We start from the raw sequence: 21,034 nt of genomic DNA on the forward strand, positions 1-21,034 counted from the left end.
TGACCCCGTTTTTTTAGACACACCCCCCCCCCCCCCCGCGGGGGGGGGGGTGGGGGGGGGGCCCGCCCCCCCCCCGGGGGGGCGGCCCCCCGGGCCCACACCATCGCCGCGTTCCTGACCCCGTTCTTCCTCCCGTTCGTGCTCTTCTACCTGGTGCCCGTCGGCTACGCGCTCTGGCAGAGCTTCCTCGTCGTGCGTCGCACCGGCGGCCAGTACGGCACGTCGTACACGACCTTCGGCGGCTTCGAGCAGTACACGAAGGTGTTCCAGAACGACGAGTTCTGGTCCAGCATCGGACGCATCGGACTGTTCGGCGTCGTACAGGTCCCGGTCATGCTGTTCGTCGCGCTGATCATGGCGCTGCTGCTCGACACCCCGTTGCTGAAGCTCAAGTCGTTCTTCCGCATCACGGCGTTCATGCCGTACGCCGTGCCCGGTGTCATCGCGGCGATCATGTGGTCCTACCTGTACTCGCCGCAGATCAGCCCCCTGGTCGACGGACTGAAGAGCGTCGGTCTCCACCCCGACTTCCTCGGTCCCGGCGCCGTGCTCTGGTCGGCGGCGAACGTCTCCACCTGGCTCTGGACCGGCTACAACATGCTGATCATGTTCTCGGCACTGCAGTCGATCCCGCAGGAGCTCTACGAAGCCGCCAGACTCGACGGCGCCAGCAACTGGGCGATCGCGTGGCGGATCAAGGTCCCGATCATCGCCCCGTCGATCATCCTCACCACGGTGTTCTCGATCATCGGCACCCTCCAGCTCTACGCCGAGCCGGCCGTCCTGCGGCAGATCTCCTCGAACATCTCCAGCACGTACACACCGAACATGCTCGCGTATGCGGTGGCCTCCGGAAACAACTACCAGCAGGCAGCAGCGATCTCCGTGGTCATCGCCGTCATCACCTTCGTCCTGAGCTTCGGTTTCATGCGACTGACCTCGAAGAAGGCCGGACTGTGAGCAACCAGAACGCGATCCGCGAAAGCCGCGCCAGCCGCACCGCCGTCATGGCGCTGATGCTCCTCCTGGCCATCTACTTCCTGCTGCCGGTCTACTTCCTGATCGTCGCGGCGACGAAGCCGCAGAGCGACCTCGCCTCCACCAACGGACTCGCGTTCTCGCACTTCGACCTGTTCAGCAACCTGAGCACCCTCTTCAGCCGCAGCGACGGCATCTTCCTGAAGTGGGCCCTGAACAGCGTGATCTACGCGGTGCTGGGGGCCGCCGTCGGCACCCTGATCTCCGCGCTGTGCGGCTACGCGCTCGCCAAGTTCCGTTTCCGGGGCCGCGAGTTCCTGTTCTCCGTCATCCTCGGCGGCGTCCTCGTCCCCACCACCGCGCTCGCGCTCCCGCTCTTCCTGCTGTTCTCCGCGACCGGGATCGTCAACACCTACCTCGCGGTGTTCCTGCCCAGCATCGTCAGCCCGTTCGGTGTCTACCTCGCCCGCATCTTCGCCTCCGCATCCGTACCCGAGGAGATCCTCGAATCGGCGCGGCTGGACGGTGCCGGTGAGTTCCGCACCTTCTTCTCGGTGGCGATCAGGCTGATGGCGCCCTCGCTGGTGACCATCTTCCTGTTCCAGTTCGTCGCGATCTGGAACAACTTCTTCCTGCCGATGGTGATGCTGCAGAAGGAGTCGCTCTTCCCGATCACGCTCGGCCTGTTCGAGTGGAACGGTCAGACCGCCCGCGCCCCGCTCCTTCAGGAATCCGTGATCACCGGCTCGCTGGTCTCGATCGTGCCCGTGATCATCCTCTTCCTGCTCCTCCAGCGGTTCTGGCGCACCGGACTCGCCTCCGGCGCCCTCAAGTAACCCGGGCCCGTCTCCGGCGCCCTCAAGCAACCGCACCCCCACTCGCCTCCCCCCTCCGCGTCACCCGCAAAGAGAAGGTCGCTCGCGCTATGCAGAACCCCGCCGACTCTGCCGTTTTCGTGCCCCATTTCCACTGGGACCGCGAATGGTACGAGCCTTTCCAGGTCTTCCGGCACCGCCTCGTCACCGCTCTCGACACCGTTCTGGAGACGGCCGAGGCGAACCCGGACTTCCGGTTCACCGTCGACGGGCAGATGGCCGCGATCGAGGACTACCTGGAGATGCGCCCGGAGAACCGCGACCGCGTCGTGGCCCTGGTCGCCGGCGGTCAACTCGCCATCGGGCCCTGGCTCATCCTGCTCGACGAGTTCCTCTGCTCCGGCGAGACCATCGTGCGCAACCTGCGGATGGGCTGGGCCGCCGCGGCGGACCTCGGCGGCTCGATGCCCATCGGCTATCTGCCCGACATGTTCGGCCACGTCGCGCAGATGCCGCAGATTTTGGCGCGCGCCGGGATCGAGCACGCGGCACTGTGGCGCGGTGTGCCGGGCTCCGTCGACGGCCACGCCTTCCGCTGGCGCGCCCCCGACGGCTCCGAGGTACGCACCGAGTTCCTCTTCGACGGCTACGACAACGGCCTCGACGTCCTGCTGGTGCCCGACCAGATCAGGCGCGCCCTCGGCGAGTACGCGGAGATGACGGCCGGGCGATGGGGCAACGACCCGCTGCTCGCGATGGCCGGCACCGACCACAACGCACCCGACCCGCGGCTCGCGGCCTGGCTGCGGCGCGCGTCGAGCGAGGAGCGGGCCATCACCATCGCGACGCTCGCCGAGTACATCCGCGACCACGTACGCGACGAGGTCTCCGCCGTCGTCACCGGCGAACTGCGCAGCCATGTGCGCGGCAACATCCTCCCGGGCGTGCTCTCCGTGCGCCTCGCGCTCAAGCAGCGGATGGCCGTCGCCGAGCGCACCGTCGACCACGCCGAGCGCGTGAACGCCCTGTGGTCCCAGCGGGACGACTCGCCCTTCCTCTCGCTCGCCTGGCACAAGATCATCGAGTCGTCCGCGCACGACTCGGTCGTCGGCTCCGGCACCGACGAGACCTCCGACCAGGTCGAGGCGCGTCTCGCCGAGGCCGCGCAGACCGCCCGGGCGGTCCGGGACGCCGCCCTCGCCGAGCCCGCCGCCCGGGTGCCGAGCGACGGCTACCTGGTCGCCAACCCGCTGCCCGTCCCGCGTACGGCCCTGGCCGAGGTGGACGTCGTGGCCCCGCCCGAGGGAACCGTGCTCGTCGCGACCGCCGACGACGGCTCGGCCCACCCCGTGCAGCTCGTCTCCCAGGCCCCGACCGTGCTCGCCGACGAGCGCATGGACGCCTCGCAGCTCGAACGCGTCCTGCGCCGCATCCACCGCCGCGAGCTCTTCGGCCGTCTGATCGACCACTACGAACTCACCCCGGGGTCGCTCGTCTTCCACCTCGCCGAGGTGCCGAGCAGCGGACCGTTCGACCTGCTGATCCTGCGCCGCGAGGTCGCCGCCGCGGCCGCCGCGCACCCGGGCGAGTGGCGGGTGCTGACCCTGGAGGAGGCCCGCGCGACCGCGCTGGTGCCCGTCCGCGTGCCCGCCTCCGGACTCACGAGCTTCCGGGTCGCGCCGAGCGAGCGGCCCGCCGCACGGCCGACGGCGTTCGCACCCGCGACGGCGACCGCCCGCACCCTGTCGAACGGACTGGTCGAGGTCACGGTCACCGCCGACGGCACCCTGGACGTGACCGGGGCCGACGGCACGGTGCTGCGCGGAGTGGGTCGTCTCGTCGACGGCGGTGACCGCGGCGACAGCTACAACTACGCCCCTCCGGCACGGGATGTGCTGGTGTCGGAGCCGACGGAGGTCGCCACCGAGGTTGTGGAGGACGGCCCCCTGCGCTCCAGGATCCGCGTCACCCGCGTCTACGAGTGGCCCGCGGCCCTCTCCTCCGAGCGGGACGTACGCGACACCCGCACCGTGCCGACCCCGGTGGAGACGCTCGTGGAGGTGCGCGCGGGCGAACCGTTCGTGCGCGTCTCGACGTCGTTCCTGAACCAGTCCGCCGACCACCGGCTGCGCTTCCACGTGCCGCTGCCCGAGCCGGCGGCCGGGTCCGCGTCCGCCGGACAGTTCGCCGTCACCGAGCGCGGGCTCACCGCCGAGGGCGGCTGGGGCGAGTACCCGATCCCGACCTTCCCCGCGAGCGCGTTCGTGTCGGCCGGCGCCGCCAACGTCCTGCTCGACCACGCCACCGAGTACGAACTCGTGGGCGACGGCTCCGAACTGGCCGTCACGCTGCTGCGCGCGATCGGCTCGATCAGCGTCAACATCCATCCCCTGCGGGACGAGCCCGCGGCGAGCGAGATCCCCGCACCGGGAGCGCAGGATCTCGGTGTCCGCGTCGAGAACCGATTCGCCGTGGTGCCCTCGGCGACCGGGTGGCAGGGCGCGAACGCGGTCGCCCTCGCCGAGGACTTCCGCAACGACGTGCTGGTCACCCGCGGGACCGCACCCGCCGAACACCGGCTGCCGGCCGCCGAGACCGGCGTGCGGGTCGACGGCAGGGACGTCTTCGTGTCGAGCCTCAGCCGCGTCACCGACGGCGACCGCGGTCCCGGCACCGAGGTGCGGCTGGTGGCCATGAGCGACACCGGGGCGGCCGTCCGCGTGACCGGCGCGTTCACCGAGGCCACCACCGTCGACCTGCTCGGCCGTCCCCTGTCCACGACGCAGGCCGCGGACGGGCTCGAACTCGCCCTCGGCCCTTGGGAGATCCGAACGGTCGTGGTCCGGTAGCCCGCGACCGCGTGCGAAGAGGGCGACCAGGCCCCGATCAGTCGAGCCGGCGGACACAGCCGGCGTCCGGATCCCCATCTGTCAGCAAGAAAGAGTTGTGACCTCGTGCCCTCCCAGACCTCCGCATACGTTTCGGACACCGCCCCGGGGCGTGGCGCGCTGCGTGCGGCGCGTTCGTGGCTGCACTCCGACGCCCCCACACGTTCGCTGAACGGGCACTGGCGGTTCCGGCTGTCACCGACGGTGCCGGTGGCGGCGGAATTCGCGTCCGAAGGCTTCGACGACGGCGACTGGGACAGCATCCCGGTGCCGTCGCACTGGGTGCTCGAGGGCGACGGGGCCTACGGACGGCCGATCTACACGAACGTGCAGTACCCGTTCCCGATCGACCCGCCCCACGTCCCGGACGAGAACCCCACGGGCGACTACCGCCGCCACTTCGACCTGCCCGCGGACTGGTCGGGGGCCGAGCGCGTCGTGCTGCGGTTCGACGGCGTCGAGTCGCTCTTCCGCGTCTGGGTCAACGGCGAGGAGATAGGCGGCGCGAGCGGCAGCCGGCTCGCCCACGAATTCGACGTGACGTCGTCCGTGCGCCCGGGCGACAACGTCGTCGCCGTGCGCGTGCACCAGTGGTCCGCGGCCAGCTACCTCGAGGACCAGGACCAGTGGTGGCTGCCGGGCATCTTCCGCGACGTCACCTTGATCGCACGGCCGGCCGGAGGCATCGAGGACGTCTGGCTGCGGACCGGGTACGCGGAGGGGCAGGGCACGGTCGAGGCGGAGATCACCGCCGACGCGGCGGCGTTCCCGGTCACCGTCCGCATCCCCGGACTCGGCGTCGAGCGGATCTGGGAAACGCCGGCCGACGTGGCTCCGTTCGAGGTCGGCGCGGTCGAGCCCTGGTCGGCCGAGCAACCGCGCCTGTACGACGTCACCGTGTCGAGCGCCGCGGAGAGCATCGCCCTGCGGGCCGGGTTCCGTACGGTCGAGATCCGCGGCGACCGGTTCCTGGTCAACGGCCGGCGCGTGGTGTTCCACGGGATGAACCGCCACGAGACCCACCCCGAGCGCGGCCGCGTCTTCGACGAACAGCACGCCCGCGAGGACCTGGCCCGCATGAAGCGGTTCAACGTGAACGCGATCCGCACCAGCCACTACCCGCCGCATCCCCGCCTGCTCGACCTCGCGGACGAACTCGGCTTCTGGGTCGTCCTCGAATGCGACCTGGAGACGCACGGCTTCGACAAGGTCGACTGGGTCGGCAACCCGAGCGACGACCCCGCGTGGCGCGAGGCGTACCTCGACCGCATGCGGCGCACCCTCGAACGGGACAAGAACCACCCCAGCATCGTGATCTGGTCCCTCGGCAACGAAGCGGGCACGGGCGGGAACCTCGCCGCGATGGCGGCCTGGGTCCACGCCCGCGACACCGGACGGCCCGTGCACTACGAGGGCGACCACACCGGGGAGTACACCGACCTCTACTCGCGGATGTACGCGTCGGTGCCGGAGACCGGGCGGATCGGCAGCGACGACTCCCGTACGCCCTTGATGAACTGCACTCCCGCACAGAGCGCCCGGCAGCGCACCAAGCCGTTCCTGCTCTGCGAGTACGCCCACGCCATGGGCAACGGGCCGGGAGCGCTCGACCAGTACGAGGCGCTGGTGCACGAGTACCCGCGGCTGCACGGCGGCTTCGTCTGGGAATGGCGCGACCACGGCATCCTGACGACCACACTGGACGGTACGCCCTACTACGCGTACGGCGGCGACTTCGGCGAAACCGTCCACGACGGCAACTTCGTGATGGACGGAATGCTGCTGAGCGACGACGTCCCGACTCCAAGTCTGTACGAGTACAAGGCAGTTGTGCAGCCGGTCCGTTTCACCTTCGACGGCGACGCCGACGAGGTCGCGGTCACCAACCTGCGGCACTCGGCCGACACGTCCGACCTGCGCTTCCACTGGCGTGTCGAGCACGACGGGACACTCGTGGACTCCGGGGACATGGAGGTCCCCGTCGTCGCGGCGGGCGAGTCGGGGCGGGTGAAGCTTCCACCGGTCACGGTGGCGCACGACGCGGAGACATGGCTCACCGTCGACGCCGTCCTGGCGGCCGACACCGCCTGGGCGAGCGCCGGTCATGTGATCGCCACCGCCCAGATGGACCGTTCGGCCCGTCGTCCCGCACCGGGCGTCCGGTCCCTGACCGACTGGCGGCACAGCGACGGAACGCTGACCCTCGGCATCGCCGAATTCGTCGAGGGGTCCCTCGTACGGCTCGCCGGCCGGCCCCTGACGGGCCCGCGCCTCGAACTGTTCCGCGCCCCGACCGACAACGACGAAGCGGCGTCCGACGAGGTCGAGGAGAGCGACGCCGCCGTCGCCGGGGTCTCCCAGGCCGCACTGTGGCGCGCGGACGGCCTCGACCGGCTGACCGTACGGCGGGTGTCCGTGGAGCGCGCCGCCGGAGCCCTGCGCACGGTCTCCAAGGTCTCCGCCGCGAACTCCGGATCGTCGGTGACGGTGGAGACCGTCTGGACGGTCGAGGGCGACGAACTCGAACTGCGGGTGGAGATCGAGCCCTCGCGCGGTTGGCGGACGGTGTGGCCGCGGATCGGGATCCGCTTCGACCTGCCCGACGGCACCGCCCCCGTCGACGGCGTCGAATGGTTCGGCCTCGGACCGCTGGAGTCCTACCCCGACAGCCTGCGCGCGGCGCGCACCGGGCGCTTCGCCTCCACCGTCGGCGACCTCTCCGTCGACTACGCGCGCCCCCAGGAGACCGGGCACCGCTCCGAGGTACGAGAACTGACGCTGACGAGCGCCGGTACCGGGGTGCTGCGCCTGTCGGCCGTGCCGGACACGCGTGGACGCCGTCCCGGGTTCACGCTCGGCCGGCACACCCCGCAGCAGATCGCGCGAGCCGCACACCCCTTCCAGCTGCCGGAGTCGACGACGAGCCACCTGATCGTCGACGCGGCGCAGCACGGACTCGGCTCACGTGCCTGCGGACCGGATGTGTGGCCCGAGTTCGCGCTCCGCCCCGAGTCCCGCACGATCAGGCTGCGCGTCTCCGCGGGCTGACCGAGGGCGCTCGAACGGCGCACGGGACGCCGCCGGCGCGGTCGAGGGCGGAACGGGCACGCACTCGTTCCACCGCCGACCGCGCCGGCGGTGAGGGATCGGATCCTGGTACTGCCGGTCCCGGGGCCGGAGCGGTCACTGGCGGGGCCCCGGCGCGTTGTGGACGATCGGCTCATGACCACCACGTTCATCACCGGAGCCAACAAAGGGCTCGGCCACGAGACCGCCCGCCGCCTCATCGCACTCGGCCACACCGTGATCATGGGAGCCCGCGATCCGGAACGGGGCAGGGCGGCCGCCACCGCGCTGGGCGCGCGATTCGTCCGTATCGACGTCACCGACGACGCCTCCGTCGCCGCCGCGGCGGCCGACGTCGCCGCACACGAGGGCGTGATCGACGTTCTCGTCAACAACGCCGGCGTCCACGGCCCGCACGGCGACCCCGGCGACCTGACCGGCCAGGACGCCCTCGGCGTCTTCGACGTCAACGTCTTCGGCGTGGTCCGGACAACCACCGCCTTCCTCCCGCTGCTGCGCCGGTCGTCCGATCCGGTCATCGTCAACGTCAGCAGCGGTATGGGATCGCTGGCCCTCACCCACGACCCGTCGCGTGTCGAGTCCTCCGTCGTCGCGCCCCTCTACACCGCCTCGAAGGCGGCCCTCACGATGCTGACCACCCAGTACGCCAAGGCGCTGAAGGACATTCGGGTCAACGCCGCCGACCCCGGTTACACGGCGACCGATCTCAACGGCAACAGCGGCCCCCAGACGGTCACCGAAGGCACCGACGCGATCGTCCGCCTCGCCACCGAAGGTCCCGGCGCGGGCTCGGGACGCTTCGTCGACCGCACCGGCCCGATCGACCTGACCTGATCCGCTGCCGGCACCACGGGGCGGCCGGGTGAACCCGAGGTGACGGGACGGCGTACAACCCTTGATGTCCCTTGAGGGTCAAGGTGGTTGCCGAGCGTGCGCGAAGCGCGGCCCACCGCTTTCCAGCCCAAGGGGTTCACCTTGTCCTCTCGAAGATTCCACCGGTCCGCCGCCGCTGTGGCCGCGGCCGTCGTCGTCGCCGTGACCGGGGCGACCCCCGCGGTGTCCTACGGCGAAGACGCCTCCGCGGGAGCCCCCGCCGCCGGTGCCGCCGGTGCCGCCGGCTCCGTGCGGGCCGACTTCGACGGTGACGGCTACCCCGACGTCGCGATCGGCGCTCCGGGCGGCACCGTGAACGGCCGCTCGGGAGCCGGGTACTTCACCGTCGTCTACGGCATGGCCGACGGTCCCAAGGGTGTCAAGCGCCAGGTGATCAGCCAGGACCGCTACGGCATACCCGGCACGGCGGAGACGGGGGACCGCTTCGGCAGCGACCTCACGGCGGCCGACCTGGACGGCGACGGCTTCACCGATCTCGTCGTCGGATCCCCGGGCGAGGACCTCGGCAGCGTGCGCGACGCCGGACGGCACACCGTCCTGTGGGGAAGCGTGGGCGGGCTCATCGCCGCCTCCGTCATCGGTGACGGCCGGTCGGAGACCCGGGCCGGAGACTTCGACGGGGACGGGCACCTCGATCTGGCGACGGCCGACCGCATGCGATACGGGCCCTTCGGCCGCGGCGGCGCGGCCGCTCGCACCGGCCCGCTCGGGGATCCGGACGTCCGGATCTACGCGATGGAGGCGGGCGATGTGGACGGCGACGGCAGGACGGACCTGGTCGTCAGCAGCGGTGCGCGGGCCGCGGCCGGCGGGGGAGCGGTCCCGCCGCCGCATCTGCGACTGTTCAGGGGCACCGGGAAGGGCTTGGTGGAGGGGCCGTTCATCGCCTACCCCGACACCGTGTCCGCGGACAGCGTCGCTCTCGGCGACGTCAACGGCGACGGCCGCCAGGATGTCGTCTTCGGCCGCAGTACCGCCGCGGGCGGCGGTCTCGTGGGGGTGGTGCGGGGGACGGCGACCGGACTCGCGTCGCGCGCCACGCTGATCGGCCAGAACACCGCCGGCGTCCCCGGCACCGGGGAGAGCGGCGACGGATTCGGCACCGGTGTCTCGGTCGGTGACCTCACCGGTGACGGATACGCGGACGTCGTCGCGGGGATCCCCGGCGAGGACCTCGCCGACCGGACCGACGGGGGCACCTTCGCCGTTCTCAAGGGGAGCGCGGCGGGGCTCACCGGGGCCGGGGCCCAGGTCTTCAGCCAGAACACGGCCGGTGTGCCCGGCACCGTCGAGAACGGTGACAGGTTCGGCACCCGCACCGCCGTCGTCGGCCGGTACGTCGCCGTCTCGGCGCCGCGGGAGAACGCCGGTTCCGGCGCGGTGTGGGTCTTCGACACCAACGCCTCCGGCGTCACCGCGGCAGGCTCGGTGAGCTTCGGACCGGGCACACTCGCCGCCCCCGTGCCCGGCGCGCTCCTCGGCTCCGCCTTCCACCACTGACGGACTCGGCGGGCACTCCGATCGTGCCCGGCCCAGGACGGAGCCCCGTCCTGGGCCGGGCACGATCGGGACACCGGCCCGGCCCGATCCCGGCCGGGCACGGGCACCGGCGGGTCGAGGCGCGGCACCACCTCGACGCGTCGCACCCGTACGGTCACAGCGCCGGCGGAGCCGACGGGGTTCCCGACCGCCGCGGACCCGGTCAGGCCGCCTTCGTCACGTCGTCGCGGGAGAGCGCCGACCACAGGGAGAGCAGACGTCGGTACTCCTCGGCGCGTGCGGTGCCGGCCGGCTCGGTCATCAGGTGTCGGATGCGGTCGTTGACCTCGTCGAGGGCGTGCGGCACCTGGCCGTCCGGCCCGGGGGAGTGCGACATACCCACACCGTACGAGGAGGGTCTGACATTGGGTCGGACAGCTCACCGTGGCGGGGACCGCACCGGCGGGCCCCCGGCGCCATGGACGCCGGGGGCCCGGGGATCAGCGGGGTCCGGTCACTTGCCGGTGCCCGCGCCGGCCGGTGCGTACAGCGCGTCGTGCAGTGCCGTGGTGGCCTGGGCGACGGCCTCCTTGGCGGCCTGGGTGTCCGCCAGCGCGTTGAGCATCATGAAGTCGTGGGTGACGCCACCGTGGTGGGACGAGGTGACCGGCACACCGGCCGAGCGCAGCTTGGCGGCGTAGGCGTTGGCCGCGTCGAGCAGTACGTCTGAGTCGGTGATCATCAGGGCGGGCGGCAGCCCGCGCAGCTGGTCGACGGTGGCCCGCAGCGGGGAGGCCAGCGGGTTGCCGCGATCGGCCGCGCGAGGCGCGTAGGCGTCCCAGAACCACTTCATGGCGGGCCGGGTGAGCCAGCAGTTCTCGGCGAAGCGGCGGTAGGAGGCCGTGTCGAAGTCGGCGTCCGTGACCGGGTAGAGCATGACCTGCTGGCGGAAGTGCGGGCCGCCGCGCTGCTTGGCCATCAGGGTGACCGCCGCGGTCATGTCTCCGCCCACCGAGTCGCCGGCGACCGCCAGACGGCCGCTGTCGACGCCGATCTCGTGGCCGTGACCGGCCACCCACTTGGCGACGGCGTAGGCCTGCTCGACCGGTACCGGGAACTGCGCCTCGGGGGAGGGGGTGTAGTCGACGAAGACGACAGCGGCCCGGGCACCGTCGGCCAGCTGCCGGACCAGGCGTTCGTGGGTGGTGAAGTTGCCCAGGACCCATCCGCCGCCGTGGATGTAGACGATACCGGGCAGGTCGCCCTTGGCCCCGTCGGGGCGTACGACGTGAACGGACACCGGGCCGGTCGGGCCGCCGGGCACGGTCCGCTCGCTGATCTGCGCGGGCAGCATGTCCACCGGCCCCGCCTGGAGCTTGTTCAGCACCTCCCGGGCGGCGTTGTACGACATCTCGTACAGCGGTGGCCCGCCGGCCGCCGCGAGCCCGTCGAGGAAGTCCTGGTCGATCTTTTCGAGCTTCACCGGTGGTGTGCCGCAGGCGACGTACTTCGCCTTCGCCTGATCGCCCACGACGGTCGTCAGCGTCGTACTCCTGTCGGAGGCGCGGTCGCCGCCGCAGGCGCTGAGCGTCGCGCCGGCGGTGGCCAGGAGGGCGGCCAGGACGCAGTAGCGGGCCCTGCGGGATATCGGCCGTCGTTGCGAGGCAGTCATGTGTGCGCATTCCCAACGTGATCGTAGGTTCCCCCAGGTCAGCCTGTCCGCACCGCGGGTCACCGACCAGCCGGGTTAGGCCGCCGGAGTGTCCGGCGGCGGTGGGCGCGGTGGCCGCGGCGGCGCGGTGAGCGGCTCCGGCGCCGTCGGCCTTCCGCCGGTGAGGCCCCGCCATCCGGTGGCGGGGCCCCTGGGCCGGACGGGGCCGGGCCAGGCGGGGCAGGGACACGCGGGGCCGAGTCAGGTGGCGGGAGGTCCGAAGGTCATCGTCGCCCCGGACCCGGACCCGGACCCGGACCCGGACACAGGCGCAGGCGCAGGCACGTACACGGACGCGCGCACGGACACGGGGAACGCACCGACCGCGTCACGCACCGACCTCGACCGGCATGCTCGTCACCCTCGTCACCGTCGCCATCCCCGTCACTTCCGTCATCCCCGTCACCCCCCGTCACGCACCGCACCGCACCGACCTTCTCCGCCAACTCCGCAGCCGTGCCGCACACATGACGCGGCGTTCCGGGGGATGCTGGCCAACGGCACCGGGACGATCAGGGGTTGACCCCGAGCGTCCTCACTGGTTCAGTGGCTGAGCCACTGGACCAATCGGCACTCACCGGAGGAGGAACCATGGAGGCGCTGCCCCGCGAGACCATCGTGGACGTCCTGGAGGGGCGACTGCGCACGGACATACTCGACGGCCGTCACCCGGCCGGGAGTTACCTGCCCCCCGAGCGCCAGCTCGCCGACGGCTACGGAGTCACCCGCACCACGCTCAAGCACGCCTTCGGGCGGCTCGTCCAGGCCGGTCTGCTCGAAACCCGGCACGGCGTCGGGACCCGGGTGCGCGACTACGCCCGGCTGGGCGGAGCGGATCTGCTGCCCATGCTGGTCCGGCACGACGCGAAATGGGTCCACGAGATCTTCGAAGTGCGGCGCAGCATAGGCGCGTTGATCGCCGAGCGGGCAGCCACGCGCGCGACCCGCGCCCAGCGGGCGGAGCTGAGCGCGCTGCTGGACGCCGTACGGGAGGGCGAGAGCGCCGACGCGGTGCAGCTCGCCGACCTCGAAGTGCACCGAGCCCTCGCCAGGGCGACCGGAAACCGCGTCTACGTCCTGCTGACGAACACGCTGTTCAACGCCTACCTGCCCATCCGTTCCCTGCTCAGGGCCCCCTTCACCGACCCCGCGGCGGCCCATGAACGGCTGGCCCCCGTCGTGGAGGCGGTGCTGGCCGAGGACGCCCGGCGGGCCCACGCGGCAGCCGACGCCTACCTGGGGGCCACCGAACGCATCATGCTGGACGACCTCGCATGAGGGGCACCGTGTTCACGGAGACGATGCTCGGCACGGTCCGGCTCGACGCCGACAACCGGGACCGCCGCATACGTCTCGACCTGCGCGCCGAGACCGACGAGGTGCTGCGCCCGCACCGCACGACCCGGGCGCGGCTGACCGGCCGGGTGCGGATCACGGGGGTCGCCGACGCGCCGTGCGAGGACGGGGAGTTGGAGATCTCGCCGCTCGCCCGGCGGCGCATCCGCTACCGGCTCACCTTCACCGCCGACGGCCGCACCCTCGTACTGGACGGCTGGAAGTCCGTCACGGCACGCCGCCCGGTCGCGTCGATGACCGTCCTGCCGGTCACGCTGTACGAGGACGGCGCACGGGTCGGCGAAGGCGTCCTGCGGTTCCCCCTCACGACCGGTCTGGCACCGTTCCTGCTCAGCTTCCGCTTCCCCCGCCGCGAGGACCACGCGGGGCACTTCGCGCCGCGCTGGAACGGCACACCGGGCCGCACCGAGGTCTGGTACACCACGCTGACCGACCCGGCGAGCGGCACCGGCGTATGGCTGCACCACGAGGTGACCGCGCCCGCCGACGGCTCCGAGGCGTTCGCCCACGGGTGGGTCGCGGCGTTCCCCCGCGAGGGACAGGTCCGACACGCCCGCTTCGGGCCCGTCCCCTGGACCCGGCCGACGGACGGATTCGAGGGCGATTCGGTCACCGCCGTCCCCGGTCAACTGGCAGGCAGCGCCGACGACTTCCACTGGAAGATCAGCGAACGCCCGCAGGGAGAGAGCCTGTTCACCTTCCCCCGCTGGTCCTGGCGCCGGCCGCTGCTCCCCGCCGCCCAGATGCTGCCGGCCGCGCGGGCCACGTACGACGGCGTGTTCTCGTACGGACAGGACACCCTGACGCTGCGCGGCGCACCCGGCGCCTCGGCCCGCATCTACGGGCACGGCAACGCGCACCGGTGGACCTGGCTCCACGCGGACCTGGGCGGCGGTGACGTCCTGGAGATCGTCGCGGCCGTGTCCACCAGGCCCGGTCTGCGGCGGCTCCCTCCGCTCGTCTTCCTGCGCCTGCGCCGTGGCGAGCGGACCTGGCCCCGGCGGGCGGAGCGGTCCGCCATCGGCTGGCTGGGCCTCGGACGGTTCCGCGCCGCGTTCGGACTGCCACGGTGGACGGTGACCGGCCGCACCGCGCTGCGCCGCATCCGGGTCGAGGTCGAACAGCCCGCCGAGCGCACCCTCACCCTGGAGTACCGCGACCCGGACGGCGCCCGCGCCGTGTGCCGCAACAGCGAGTCCGCCGACGCCCGGGTCCTGCTGGAGCGCTGGTGGGGCCGCTGGCGCACCGAGCGGTCCTGGGTGCTGGACGGCACCGCGCACGCCGAGGCGGGCGAGCGTTGACCGCCGAGGGACTCGTCGCCGCGCTGCTCGCCGACGACGGTGAGCAGGCCTGGCCCGCCCGCGTGCCGCGCCGCCTCGACACGGTGCTCGCCGCGCTGCCCCGCCCGGCCAGGGCCGGGGTGCACACCGCCGTCGCCGCCGTGGAGACGTACGCCCTGCTGCGCACCGGCAGGCGGCTGGCCGCGCTCGGCCCCGACGAACGCGAGAGCCTGCTGCGCTCGCTCGCCGCCTCTCCGCGTCTCGTGCCCCTGCTCGACCTCCTCAAGGTGCCGGTGCTGCTGGCGGCGGGCACCGAACGCATGCCCCCCGTGCCGGCCCCCGTGTCTCCTCCGCAGGACCCGCCCCTCGACTGCACTCCGGCGCACGCGTGGCCCGCACGCTCCACCGCCGACGTGGTGGTCATCGGGTCCGGTGCGGGCGGCGCCATGGCCGCGCGGACCTTCGCGCGCGCCGGGATGAGCGTCGTCGTCCTGGAGGAGGGCGAGCACCACTCGACGGCATCCTTCGGACGCCGGGCGCCGCTCGACCGTTTCGCCGAGCTGTACCGGGACGGCGGCGCCACCGCGGCGCTCGGCAACCCACCGCTCCTGCTGCCGGTCGGCCGCGCGGTCGGCGGCACCACCGTGGTCAACTCCGGTACCTGCTACCGGACTCCGGAACACGTGCTGGCCCGCTGGAGCAAGGTGTACGGATTCGGTCTCGCGGAAGATCTCGGAGCCCGTCTCGACGAGGTCGAGCGCACCCTCCGGGTAGCCACCCAACCCCTCGACGTACTGGGGAACAACGGCCTGCTGGCGCTCTCCGGCGCCGAACGGCTGGGCTGGCGGGCCGGTCCGCTGCGGCGCAACGCCCCCGGCTGCAAGGGTTCGTGCCAGTGCGTGGTCGGTTGTCCCACCGGCGCCAAGCAGAGCGTGCAGCTCTCCGTGCTGCCCGCCGCGTGCGCCGCGGGAGCCCGCATCGTCACGGGCGCGCGCGTCCGGCGCGTCCTCCTGGACGCCGACGGACCGGGAGTCCCGCGCGCGGCCGGCGTACGGGCGCGGCGGCCGGACGGCAGCGAACTGGAGATCCTCAGCCCGCTCGTGGTGACCGCGGCCGGCGCGCTGGGGACCCCGCCGCTGCTGCGCCGCTCCGGACTCGGCGGCCACCCGCGGCTCGGCCGCAACCTCAGCGTGCACCCGGCCACCAGCGTCGCCGGACGCTTCGCCGAGCCGGTCACCGCCTGGCGGGGCGTCCTGCAGAGTGCCGGCGTCGAGGAACTGCACGACCAGGGCATCCTCATCGAGGCGACCGCGAGCCCGCCGGGCATGGGAAGTTTCGTCCTCCCCGGTCTCGGACGCGAGCTGCGGCGCGAACTGGAGGACGCGGAACGCCTCGCGACCCTCGGCGCCATGATCGCGGACCGCCCCTCCGGGCGCGTCCAGGGCCGGGACCGTACCCTCGTCCGCTACGACCTCGACCCCCGTGACGGGGCACGGCTGATGACGGCCGTACGCGCCATGGGCCGCCTGCTCTTCGCGGCCGGCGCCGAGGAGGTCCTCACCGGTGTCCCCTCCGCGCCGCGCGCCCGCTCCCTGGCCGAACTCGACGAGCTGCTCTCCCGGGTGACCGCGCGGAACCTGCATCTCTCTGCGTTCCATCCGACCGGCACGGCCGCCGCGGGCGGTGACCCGCAGCGCGCTCCCGTCGACCCGGGGGGCCGGCTCCGCGGCGCCCACGGGATCCTCGTCGTGGACGGCTCGGTCCTGCCCGGCTGCCCCGAGGTCAATCCGCAACTGAGCATCATGGCGGTGGCGCTGGCGATGGCGGAGAACTGGCTGGAGAGAACGGGCTGAACACCCCGGTGCCGTGCCAGGTCGGCGCGGTGCGTGGACGGCCGCGTCGGCGGGCAACGGCACCGGGGGAAACCCCGGTTGCCGGCCCGGCACGCGAACTGCCGCCTCCGCCGACGCACTTGACGATTACGTGTACACGACGAAGAATGATCGCGCTCCATGCTGTGACAACGTTGTCCAGGCCTTGAGGAGGCGTTCCCGCCCATGAGATGGACTCAACGGCTGCGCGGTGCCGGTACAGCGGTGGCGACCGCCCTGCTCCTCGGCAGCTCCCTGGCGGTTCCGGCGGCCCGGGCGGCCGTCCCGCCGAGCTCCCCGCTCACCGATCTGGTCAATCCGTTCATCGGAACGGAGAACGAGGGCAATACCTACCCCGGCGCCGCCGTGCCCTTCGGCATGGTGCAGTTCTCGCCGGACACCGGCCACAACACCGGCTACGACCACTCCCAGAACCACATCCGGGGCTTCTCCCTGGTCCACCTCTCGGGTGTCGGCTGCGGTCTGGGCGGCGACCTGCCCGTGCTGCCGACCACGGGTGACGTCACCGAGACGGACTACGCCAAGTACGAGGCGGAGTTCAGCCACGACAGCGAGCGGGCCGCGCCCGGCTCCTACCAGGTCGGCCTGAAGACCGGCATCGAGGCCGAACTCACCGCGACCGCCCGTACCGGTGTGCAGCGCTACACCTTCCCGGCCACGGACAAGGCCAACGTCCTCCTCAACGCGGGGCAGTCACTGCACCGGACGATCTCCACCAAGGTCGAGATCCTCGACAGCCGTACGGTGCGCACCGCCATCACCGGCAGCGGATTCTGCCAGGACACCAAGCCCTACACCGTCTACACGGTCACCCGCTTCGACCGTCCTTTCACCACCTCGGGCACCTGGAACGGCGACACCGTCACCGAGGGTTCCAAGGAGTCCGTGAGCACGGGACGGGGCGGTGCCTTCGTCCGCTTCGACACGACCAAGGACCGGACCGTCGAGGCGACCACCGCGCTCTCGTACGTGGACGCCCGCGGCGCCGCCCTCAACCTCCGTTCCGAGGGGGGCCGTTCGTACGACTCCGTGCGGCGTGCGGCGCACCGCGCGTGGGAGGCCCGGCTGGGCACCGTACGTGCCCAGGGCGGCGGCGACACCCTGCGCCGCACGTTCTACTCGTCGCTCTACCGGTCCTTCCTCGCGCCCAACATCGGCAGCGACGCCGACGGCCGCTACACCGGCTGGGACCAGCGGATCCACCGCGCCCAGGGCTTCACCTACTACCAGAACTGGTCCCTGTGGGACACCTACCGCACCCAGTCCCAGCTGCTCTCCCTGCTCGCGCCGCGTGAGGCCCGGGACATGGCGATCTCCGTCATCAAGATCGACGAGGACAGCGGCTGGCTGCCCAAGTGGGGTTACGGAACGGTCGAGACGAACATCATGACCGGCGACCCGGTCACCCCGTTCCTGACCAACGCCTACCAGCAGGGCCTGCTCAAGGGGGCCGGCGGATACGAGGAGCGGGCTTACCGCGCCCTGAAGAAGAACGCCGACGGGGTGCCGCCCGCCGGCTCGCCCGCGGTGGGCCGCGAGGCCAACAAGGAGTACCTCGCGAACGGCTTCGCGCCCTACGTCAAGGACCGCCCGCACGCGAAGCCCGGCGACTCGGACTACGACCACGGAGCCTCCGCGACCCTGGAGTACGCGCTGTCCGACGCCATGCTCGGCGCGATGGCACGGGACCTGGGGCACGACGCGGACGCGGCGCGCTATGCCGAGCGGTCCCGGAACTACCGGAAGATCTTCGACGCCTCGACCGGCTTCTTCCGCGCGCGGGACGCCTCCGGGGCCTTCACCGGACCGGCGGACCCGGCTCTGAGCGAAGGATTCCACGAGGGTACGGCCTGGCAGTACCAGTGGCTCGTGCCGCAGGACCTGCCCGGCATGGTCGACCTGATCGGCGGCACGCGGGCGGCCGACGACCGCCTCGACTCGTTCTTCGCGTACGACCAGTTGCTGAAGGACCCGGTGAAGACGGCACGCGAGGTGTGGGTCAACGGCCCGTACGAGTACTACAACGCGGACAAGTACAACCCGCAGAACGAGCCCGACCTCATCGCCCCGTACACGTATCTGTCGACCGGACAGCCCTGGAAGACGACCGACGTGGTGCACGCCGCGCTGACGCTGTTCACCGACGCGCCGACCGGCATGACCGGCAACGACGACCTCGGCACGATGTCCGCGTGGAACGTGCTCTCGTCCATCGGGATCTTCCCGGTGCAGCCCGGCTACGACACCTGGGGCCTGTCGACGCCCGTCTTCGAGCGGGTCGACCTGACCCTCGACCGGCGCTACTACCCGCGCGGCACGCTGACCGTGAGCGCGCCGGGCAGTTCGGACCACGACCGCTACATCCAGTCGGCGCGGCTCGACGGCTCGCCCTACGGCCGTACGTATCTGACGACCGATTCGCTCCGGCACCTGCGCTCGCTCTCCTTCACGGTCGGCGCCGAACCGTCCGCGTGGGGGACGTCCGCCGACGCGGCCCCGCCGGCTCTGCAGCCCGCGAGGTGAGGGGGTACCCGGCTCACCGCTGAGCGAACGGTCGCGGCACCCGCCCACGCGCAGATCGGAGGAGGCGTGAGGCGGGTGCCGCGGCCGTGTTCCTGGACCGGACCGCGGTGGCCCGGGGTGCGCCGGGGCGTCGGCGCGGGTGACGCGTGCGGCGGACATCCGTCGCGCCCGTCCCCGGACATTCCTTCCGCCATTGGTCCTGACCTGCGGCGACGCGGAACAGTACGCCACGGGCCGTTGCCGACCGGGCCATGCGGGACACACGCGTCGTTCACCGAGGCGTATGAGAGTCCAGGGCATCCCATGTACCCACCACGAAGACATTGCTGAGGACACATGTGCCTTGACGGACACTGCGAGAGCCACGTCGACATCCTGGAGCCCGGGACGGGAGGCGACGGCGAGGCCACTGGCGCGCTGGGCCGCCGCCGTCTGCTGGCCGCGGGTGTCGCGGGCGCCGCGGCGATCACCCTCGCCCCGGTCTCGTTCGCGGAGGCGGCCGACGGCACGACCGCGGGCGCGCCCCCGAAGACCGGTGAGGAGACCCGTGTCATCACCGGGCTGCTGCCCACCGGTGTCGCCGACTTCGTGTACCTCCCGGTCGAGGTCCCGCGCGGCGTGCAGAAGATCGCCGTGTCGTACTCGTACGACAAGCCGGCCGTTCCGTCCGGCACGCCCGGCAACTCCTGCGACATCGGCGTCTTCGACGAGCGCGGCATCGAGCTGGGCGGCCGCGGCTTCCGCGGTTGGTCCGGCGGCTTCCGCACCTCGTTCGAGATCAGCAACAGCGAGGCCACCCCGGGTTATCTGCCCGGCCCCGTCGGCCGCGGCACCTGGCACATCGTCCTCGGCCCCTACCAGGTCGCGCCCCAGGGCCTGAACTACCGGGTGCAAGTGACCCTCACCTACGGCGAGCCCGGCCCGGCCGCCGTCAGGAACTTCCCGCCGCGGCGTGCCAAGGGCCGTGGCCGCGCCTGGTACCGGGGCGACTGCCACCTGCACACCGTGCACTCCGACGGAAAGCGCCAGCCCGCCGAGGTGGCCACCGGCGCGCGCGCCGCGGGGCTCGACTTCATGGTCTCCACCGACCACAACACCTCGTCCTCGCACGGGGTCTGGGGTGAGTACGCCGACTCCGAGCTGCTCATCATCACCGGTGAGGAGGTCACCACCCGCAACGGCCACTGGCTGGCGCTCGGTCTGGAGCCCGGCGAGTGGATCGACTGGCGCTACCGCAACCGCGACGACGCGTTCCCGCGCTTCGCCCGCCAGGTGCGCCGCAGCGGAGGCATCGTGGTGCCCGCGCACATGTACTGCGCGTACGTCGCGAGCCAGTGGAAGTTCGGGTTCGAGGACACGGACGCCACCGAGGTGTGGACCGGCCCGTGGACGTACGACGACGAGCACGCCATCAGCACGTGGGACCAGAAGATCGGTGAGGCGGTCCGCAGCGGTGGACGCTGGGTCCCCGCGATGGGCAACAGCGACGCGCACAGCGAGCCGCAGGTCATCGGCATGCCGCACAACGTCGTCCTCGCCGACGACCTGGCCACCGACGCGATCATGGACGGCATCCGCGCCGGCCGCAGCTACATCGCGGAGACCTCCGCCGTACAGCTGACCTTCACGGCCTCCGGTGACGCCAGGCAGGCCGGCATCGGCGAGACCCTCAAGGCCTCCGCCGACGCGCCCGTGGACATCCGTCTCGACGTGAAGGGCGTGCCCAACGGCACGGTCCGTTTCATCACCGACGAGGGTCAGATGCACCAGGAGTCGGTGGGCGCCTCGGGCGAGGGCACCGTCGTCTGGCGGACGACCACGTCGCTCGCCGCGTACGTCCGCGCCGAGGTCCGCCACCCCATGGCGGACGGCACGCCCGGTCAGGGCAACACCATGGGCGCCGCGCTCATGTTCGGTCCGATGGCCGCCCTGACCAACCCCATCTTCCTGAAGAAGACGGGTCGTTGATCCCCGCCGCGGTCCTCCGGCCGGTCACCCCAGGGTGAGGGACGGCGGACCGCGGCCGAGGGGGGGGGGGGGGGGGGGCGCGGGCGCCCCCCCCCGCGGGGGGGGGGGGGGGGGCGAGGGAGGCTCCGAGCGCGCCGCGGCCCCACACCGCGAGCGCGCCCCC

At 72.2% G+C, this 21,034-nt stretch carries 13 protein-coding genes; 11 read left to right on the forward strand and 2 right to left on the reverse strand.

Annotation, left to right across the window (positions count from 1 at the left end; genetic code table 11):
• Positions 1 to 102: 102 nt before the first annotated feature.
• The 6 genes from ACFV2J_RS38200 (at position 103) to ACFV2J_RS38225 (ending at position 10,162) form a co-directional block, all read left to right on the forward strand.
• A complete protein-coding gene (locus ACFV2J_RS38200; RefSeq protein ID WP_385443081.1) occupies positions 103 to 960 on the forward strand; it encodes a carbohydrate ABC transporter permease in 858 nt (285 codons plus the stop codon).
• Between the two features lie 47 nt (positions 961 to 1,007).
• On the forward strand, positions 1,008 to 1,814 hold the full coding sequence (locus tag ACFV2J_RS38205) for a carbohydrate ABC transporter permease (protein WP_385093822.1): 807 nt from the start codon (positions 1,008 to 1,010) through the stop codon (positions 1,812 to 1,814).
• Positions 1,815 to 1,903: 89 nt separating this feature from the next.
• Positions 1,904 to 4,642, forward strand: coding sequence for an alpha-mannosidase (locus ACFV2J_RS38210; RefSeq protein ID WP_385443051.1), 2,739 nt, complete (start codon positions 1,904 to 1,906; stop codon positions 4,640 to 4,642).
• A gap of 105 nt (positions 4,643 to 4,747) precedes the next feature.
• Positions 4,748 to 7,729 (forward strand): glycoside hydrolase family 2 TIM barrel-domain containing protein, encoded by a 2,982-nt coding sequence (locus tag ACFV2J_RS38215; protein ID WP_385093813.1) that lies wholly within the window; start codon positions 4,748 to 4,750, stop codon positions 7,727 to 7,729.
• Between the two features lie 174 nt (positions 7,730 to 7,903).
• Positions 7,904 to 8,602: an SDR family NAD(P)-dependent oxidoreductase gene (locus ACFV2J_RS38220; protein ID WP_385443054.1), complete on the forward strand. Its 699-nt coding sequence runs from the start codon at positions 7,904 to 7,906 to the stop codon at positions 8,600 to 8,602.
• 141 nt (positions 8,603 to 8,743) lie between these two features.
• Positions 8,744 to 10,162, forward strand: a complete 1,419-nt coding sequence (locus ACFV2J_RS38225) for an FG-GAP-like repeat-containing protein (protein ID WP_385443057.1) — start codon at positions 8,744 to 8,746, stop codon at positions 10,160 to 10,162.
• A gap of 202 nt (positions 10,163 to 10,364) precedes the next feature.
• Here the strand turns inward: ACFV2J_RS38225 and ACFV2J_RS38230 are convergent, their stop codons facing one another.
• Positions 10,365 to 10,538, reverse strand: coding sequence for a hypothetical protein (locus tag ACFV2J_RS38230; protein WP_385092687.1), 174 nt, complete (start codon positions 10,536 to 10,538; stop codon positions 10,365 to 10,367).
• 117 nt (positions 10,539 to 10,655) lie between these two features.
• Complete coding sequence (locus ACFV2J_RS38235; protein WP_385092689.1) at positions 10,656 to 11,813, reverse strand: alpha/beta hydrolase; 1,158 nt, start codon at positions 11,811 to 11,813, stop codon at positions 10,656 to 10,658.
• Positions 11,814 to 12,443: 630 nt separating this feature from the next.
• Between ACFV2J_RS38235 and ACFV2J_RS38240 the strand changes: the two genes are divergently transcribed.
• The 5 genes from ACFV2J_RS38240 to ACFV2J_RS38260 all read left to right on the forward strand — a co-directional run bounded on the left by ACFV2J_RS38240 (position 12,444) and on the right by ACFV2J_RS38260 (position 20,871).
• Positions 12,444 to 13,130 carry a FadR/GntR family transcriptional regulator gene (locus ACFV2J_RS38240; protein ID WP_385092692.1) on the forward strand — a complete coding sequence of 229 codons (687 nt, stop codon included), beginning with the start codon at positions 12,444 to 12,446 and terminating at the stop codon, positions 13,128 to 13,130.
• Positions 13,127 to 14,509, forward strand: coding sequence for a hypothetical protein (locus tag ACFV2J_RS38245; protein ID WP_385092695.1), 1,383 nt, complete (start codon positions 13,127 to 13,129; stop codon positions 14,507 to 14,509). The genes ACFV2J_RS38240 and ACFV2J_RS38245 overlap by 4 nt, the downstream gene beginning before the upstream one ends.
• The gene (locus ACFV2J_RS38250) at positions 14,506 to 16,341 is read left to right on the forward strand and encodes a GMC family oxidoreductase N-terminal domain-containing protein (RefSeq protein ID WP_385092698.1); all 1,836 of its coding nucleotides are present in this window, start codon (positions 14,506 to 14,508) and stop codon (positions 16,339 to 16,341) included. The genes ACFV2J_RS38245 and ACFV2J_RS38250 overlap by 4 nt, the downstream gene beginning before the upstream one ends.
• 204 nt (positions 16,342 to 16,545) lie before the next feature.
• A complete protein-coding gene (locus ACFV2J_RS38255; RefSeq protein WP_385092701.1) occupies positions 16,546 to 18,903 on the forward strand; it encodes a GH92 family glycosyl hydrolase in 2,358 nt (785 codons plus the stop codon).
• Positions 18,904 to 19,239: 336 nt separating this feature from the next.
• The gene (locus ACFV2J_RS38260; RefSeq protein WP_385094738.1) at positions 19,240 to 20,871 is read left to right on the forward strand and encodes a CehA/McbA family metallohydrolase; all 1,632 of its coding nucleotides are present in this window, start codon (positions 19,240 to 19,242) and stop codon (positions 20,869 to 20,871) included.
• Positions 20,872 to 21,034 lie beyond the last annotated feature (163 nt).

The sequence above is a fragment of the Streptomyces sp. NPDC059668 genome, from assembly GCF_042734135.1.
GTDB lineage: Bacteria > Actinomycetota > Actinomycetes > Streptomycetales > Streptomycetaceae > Streptomyces.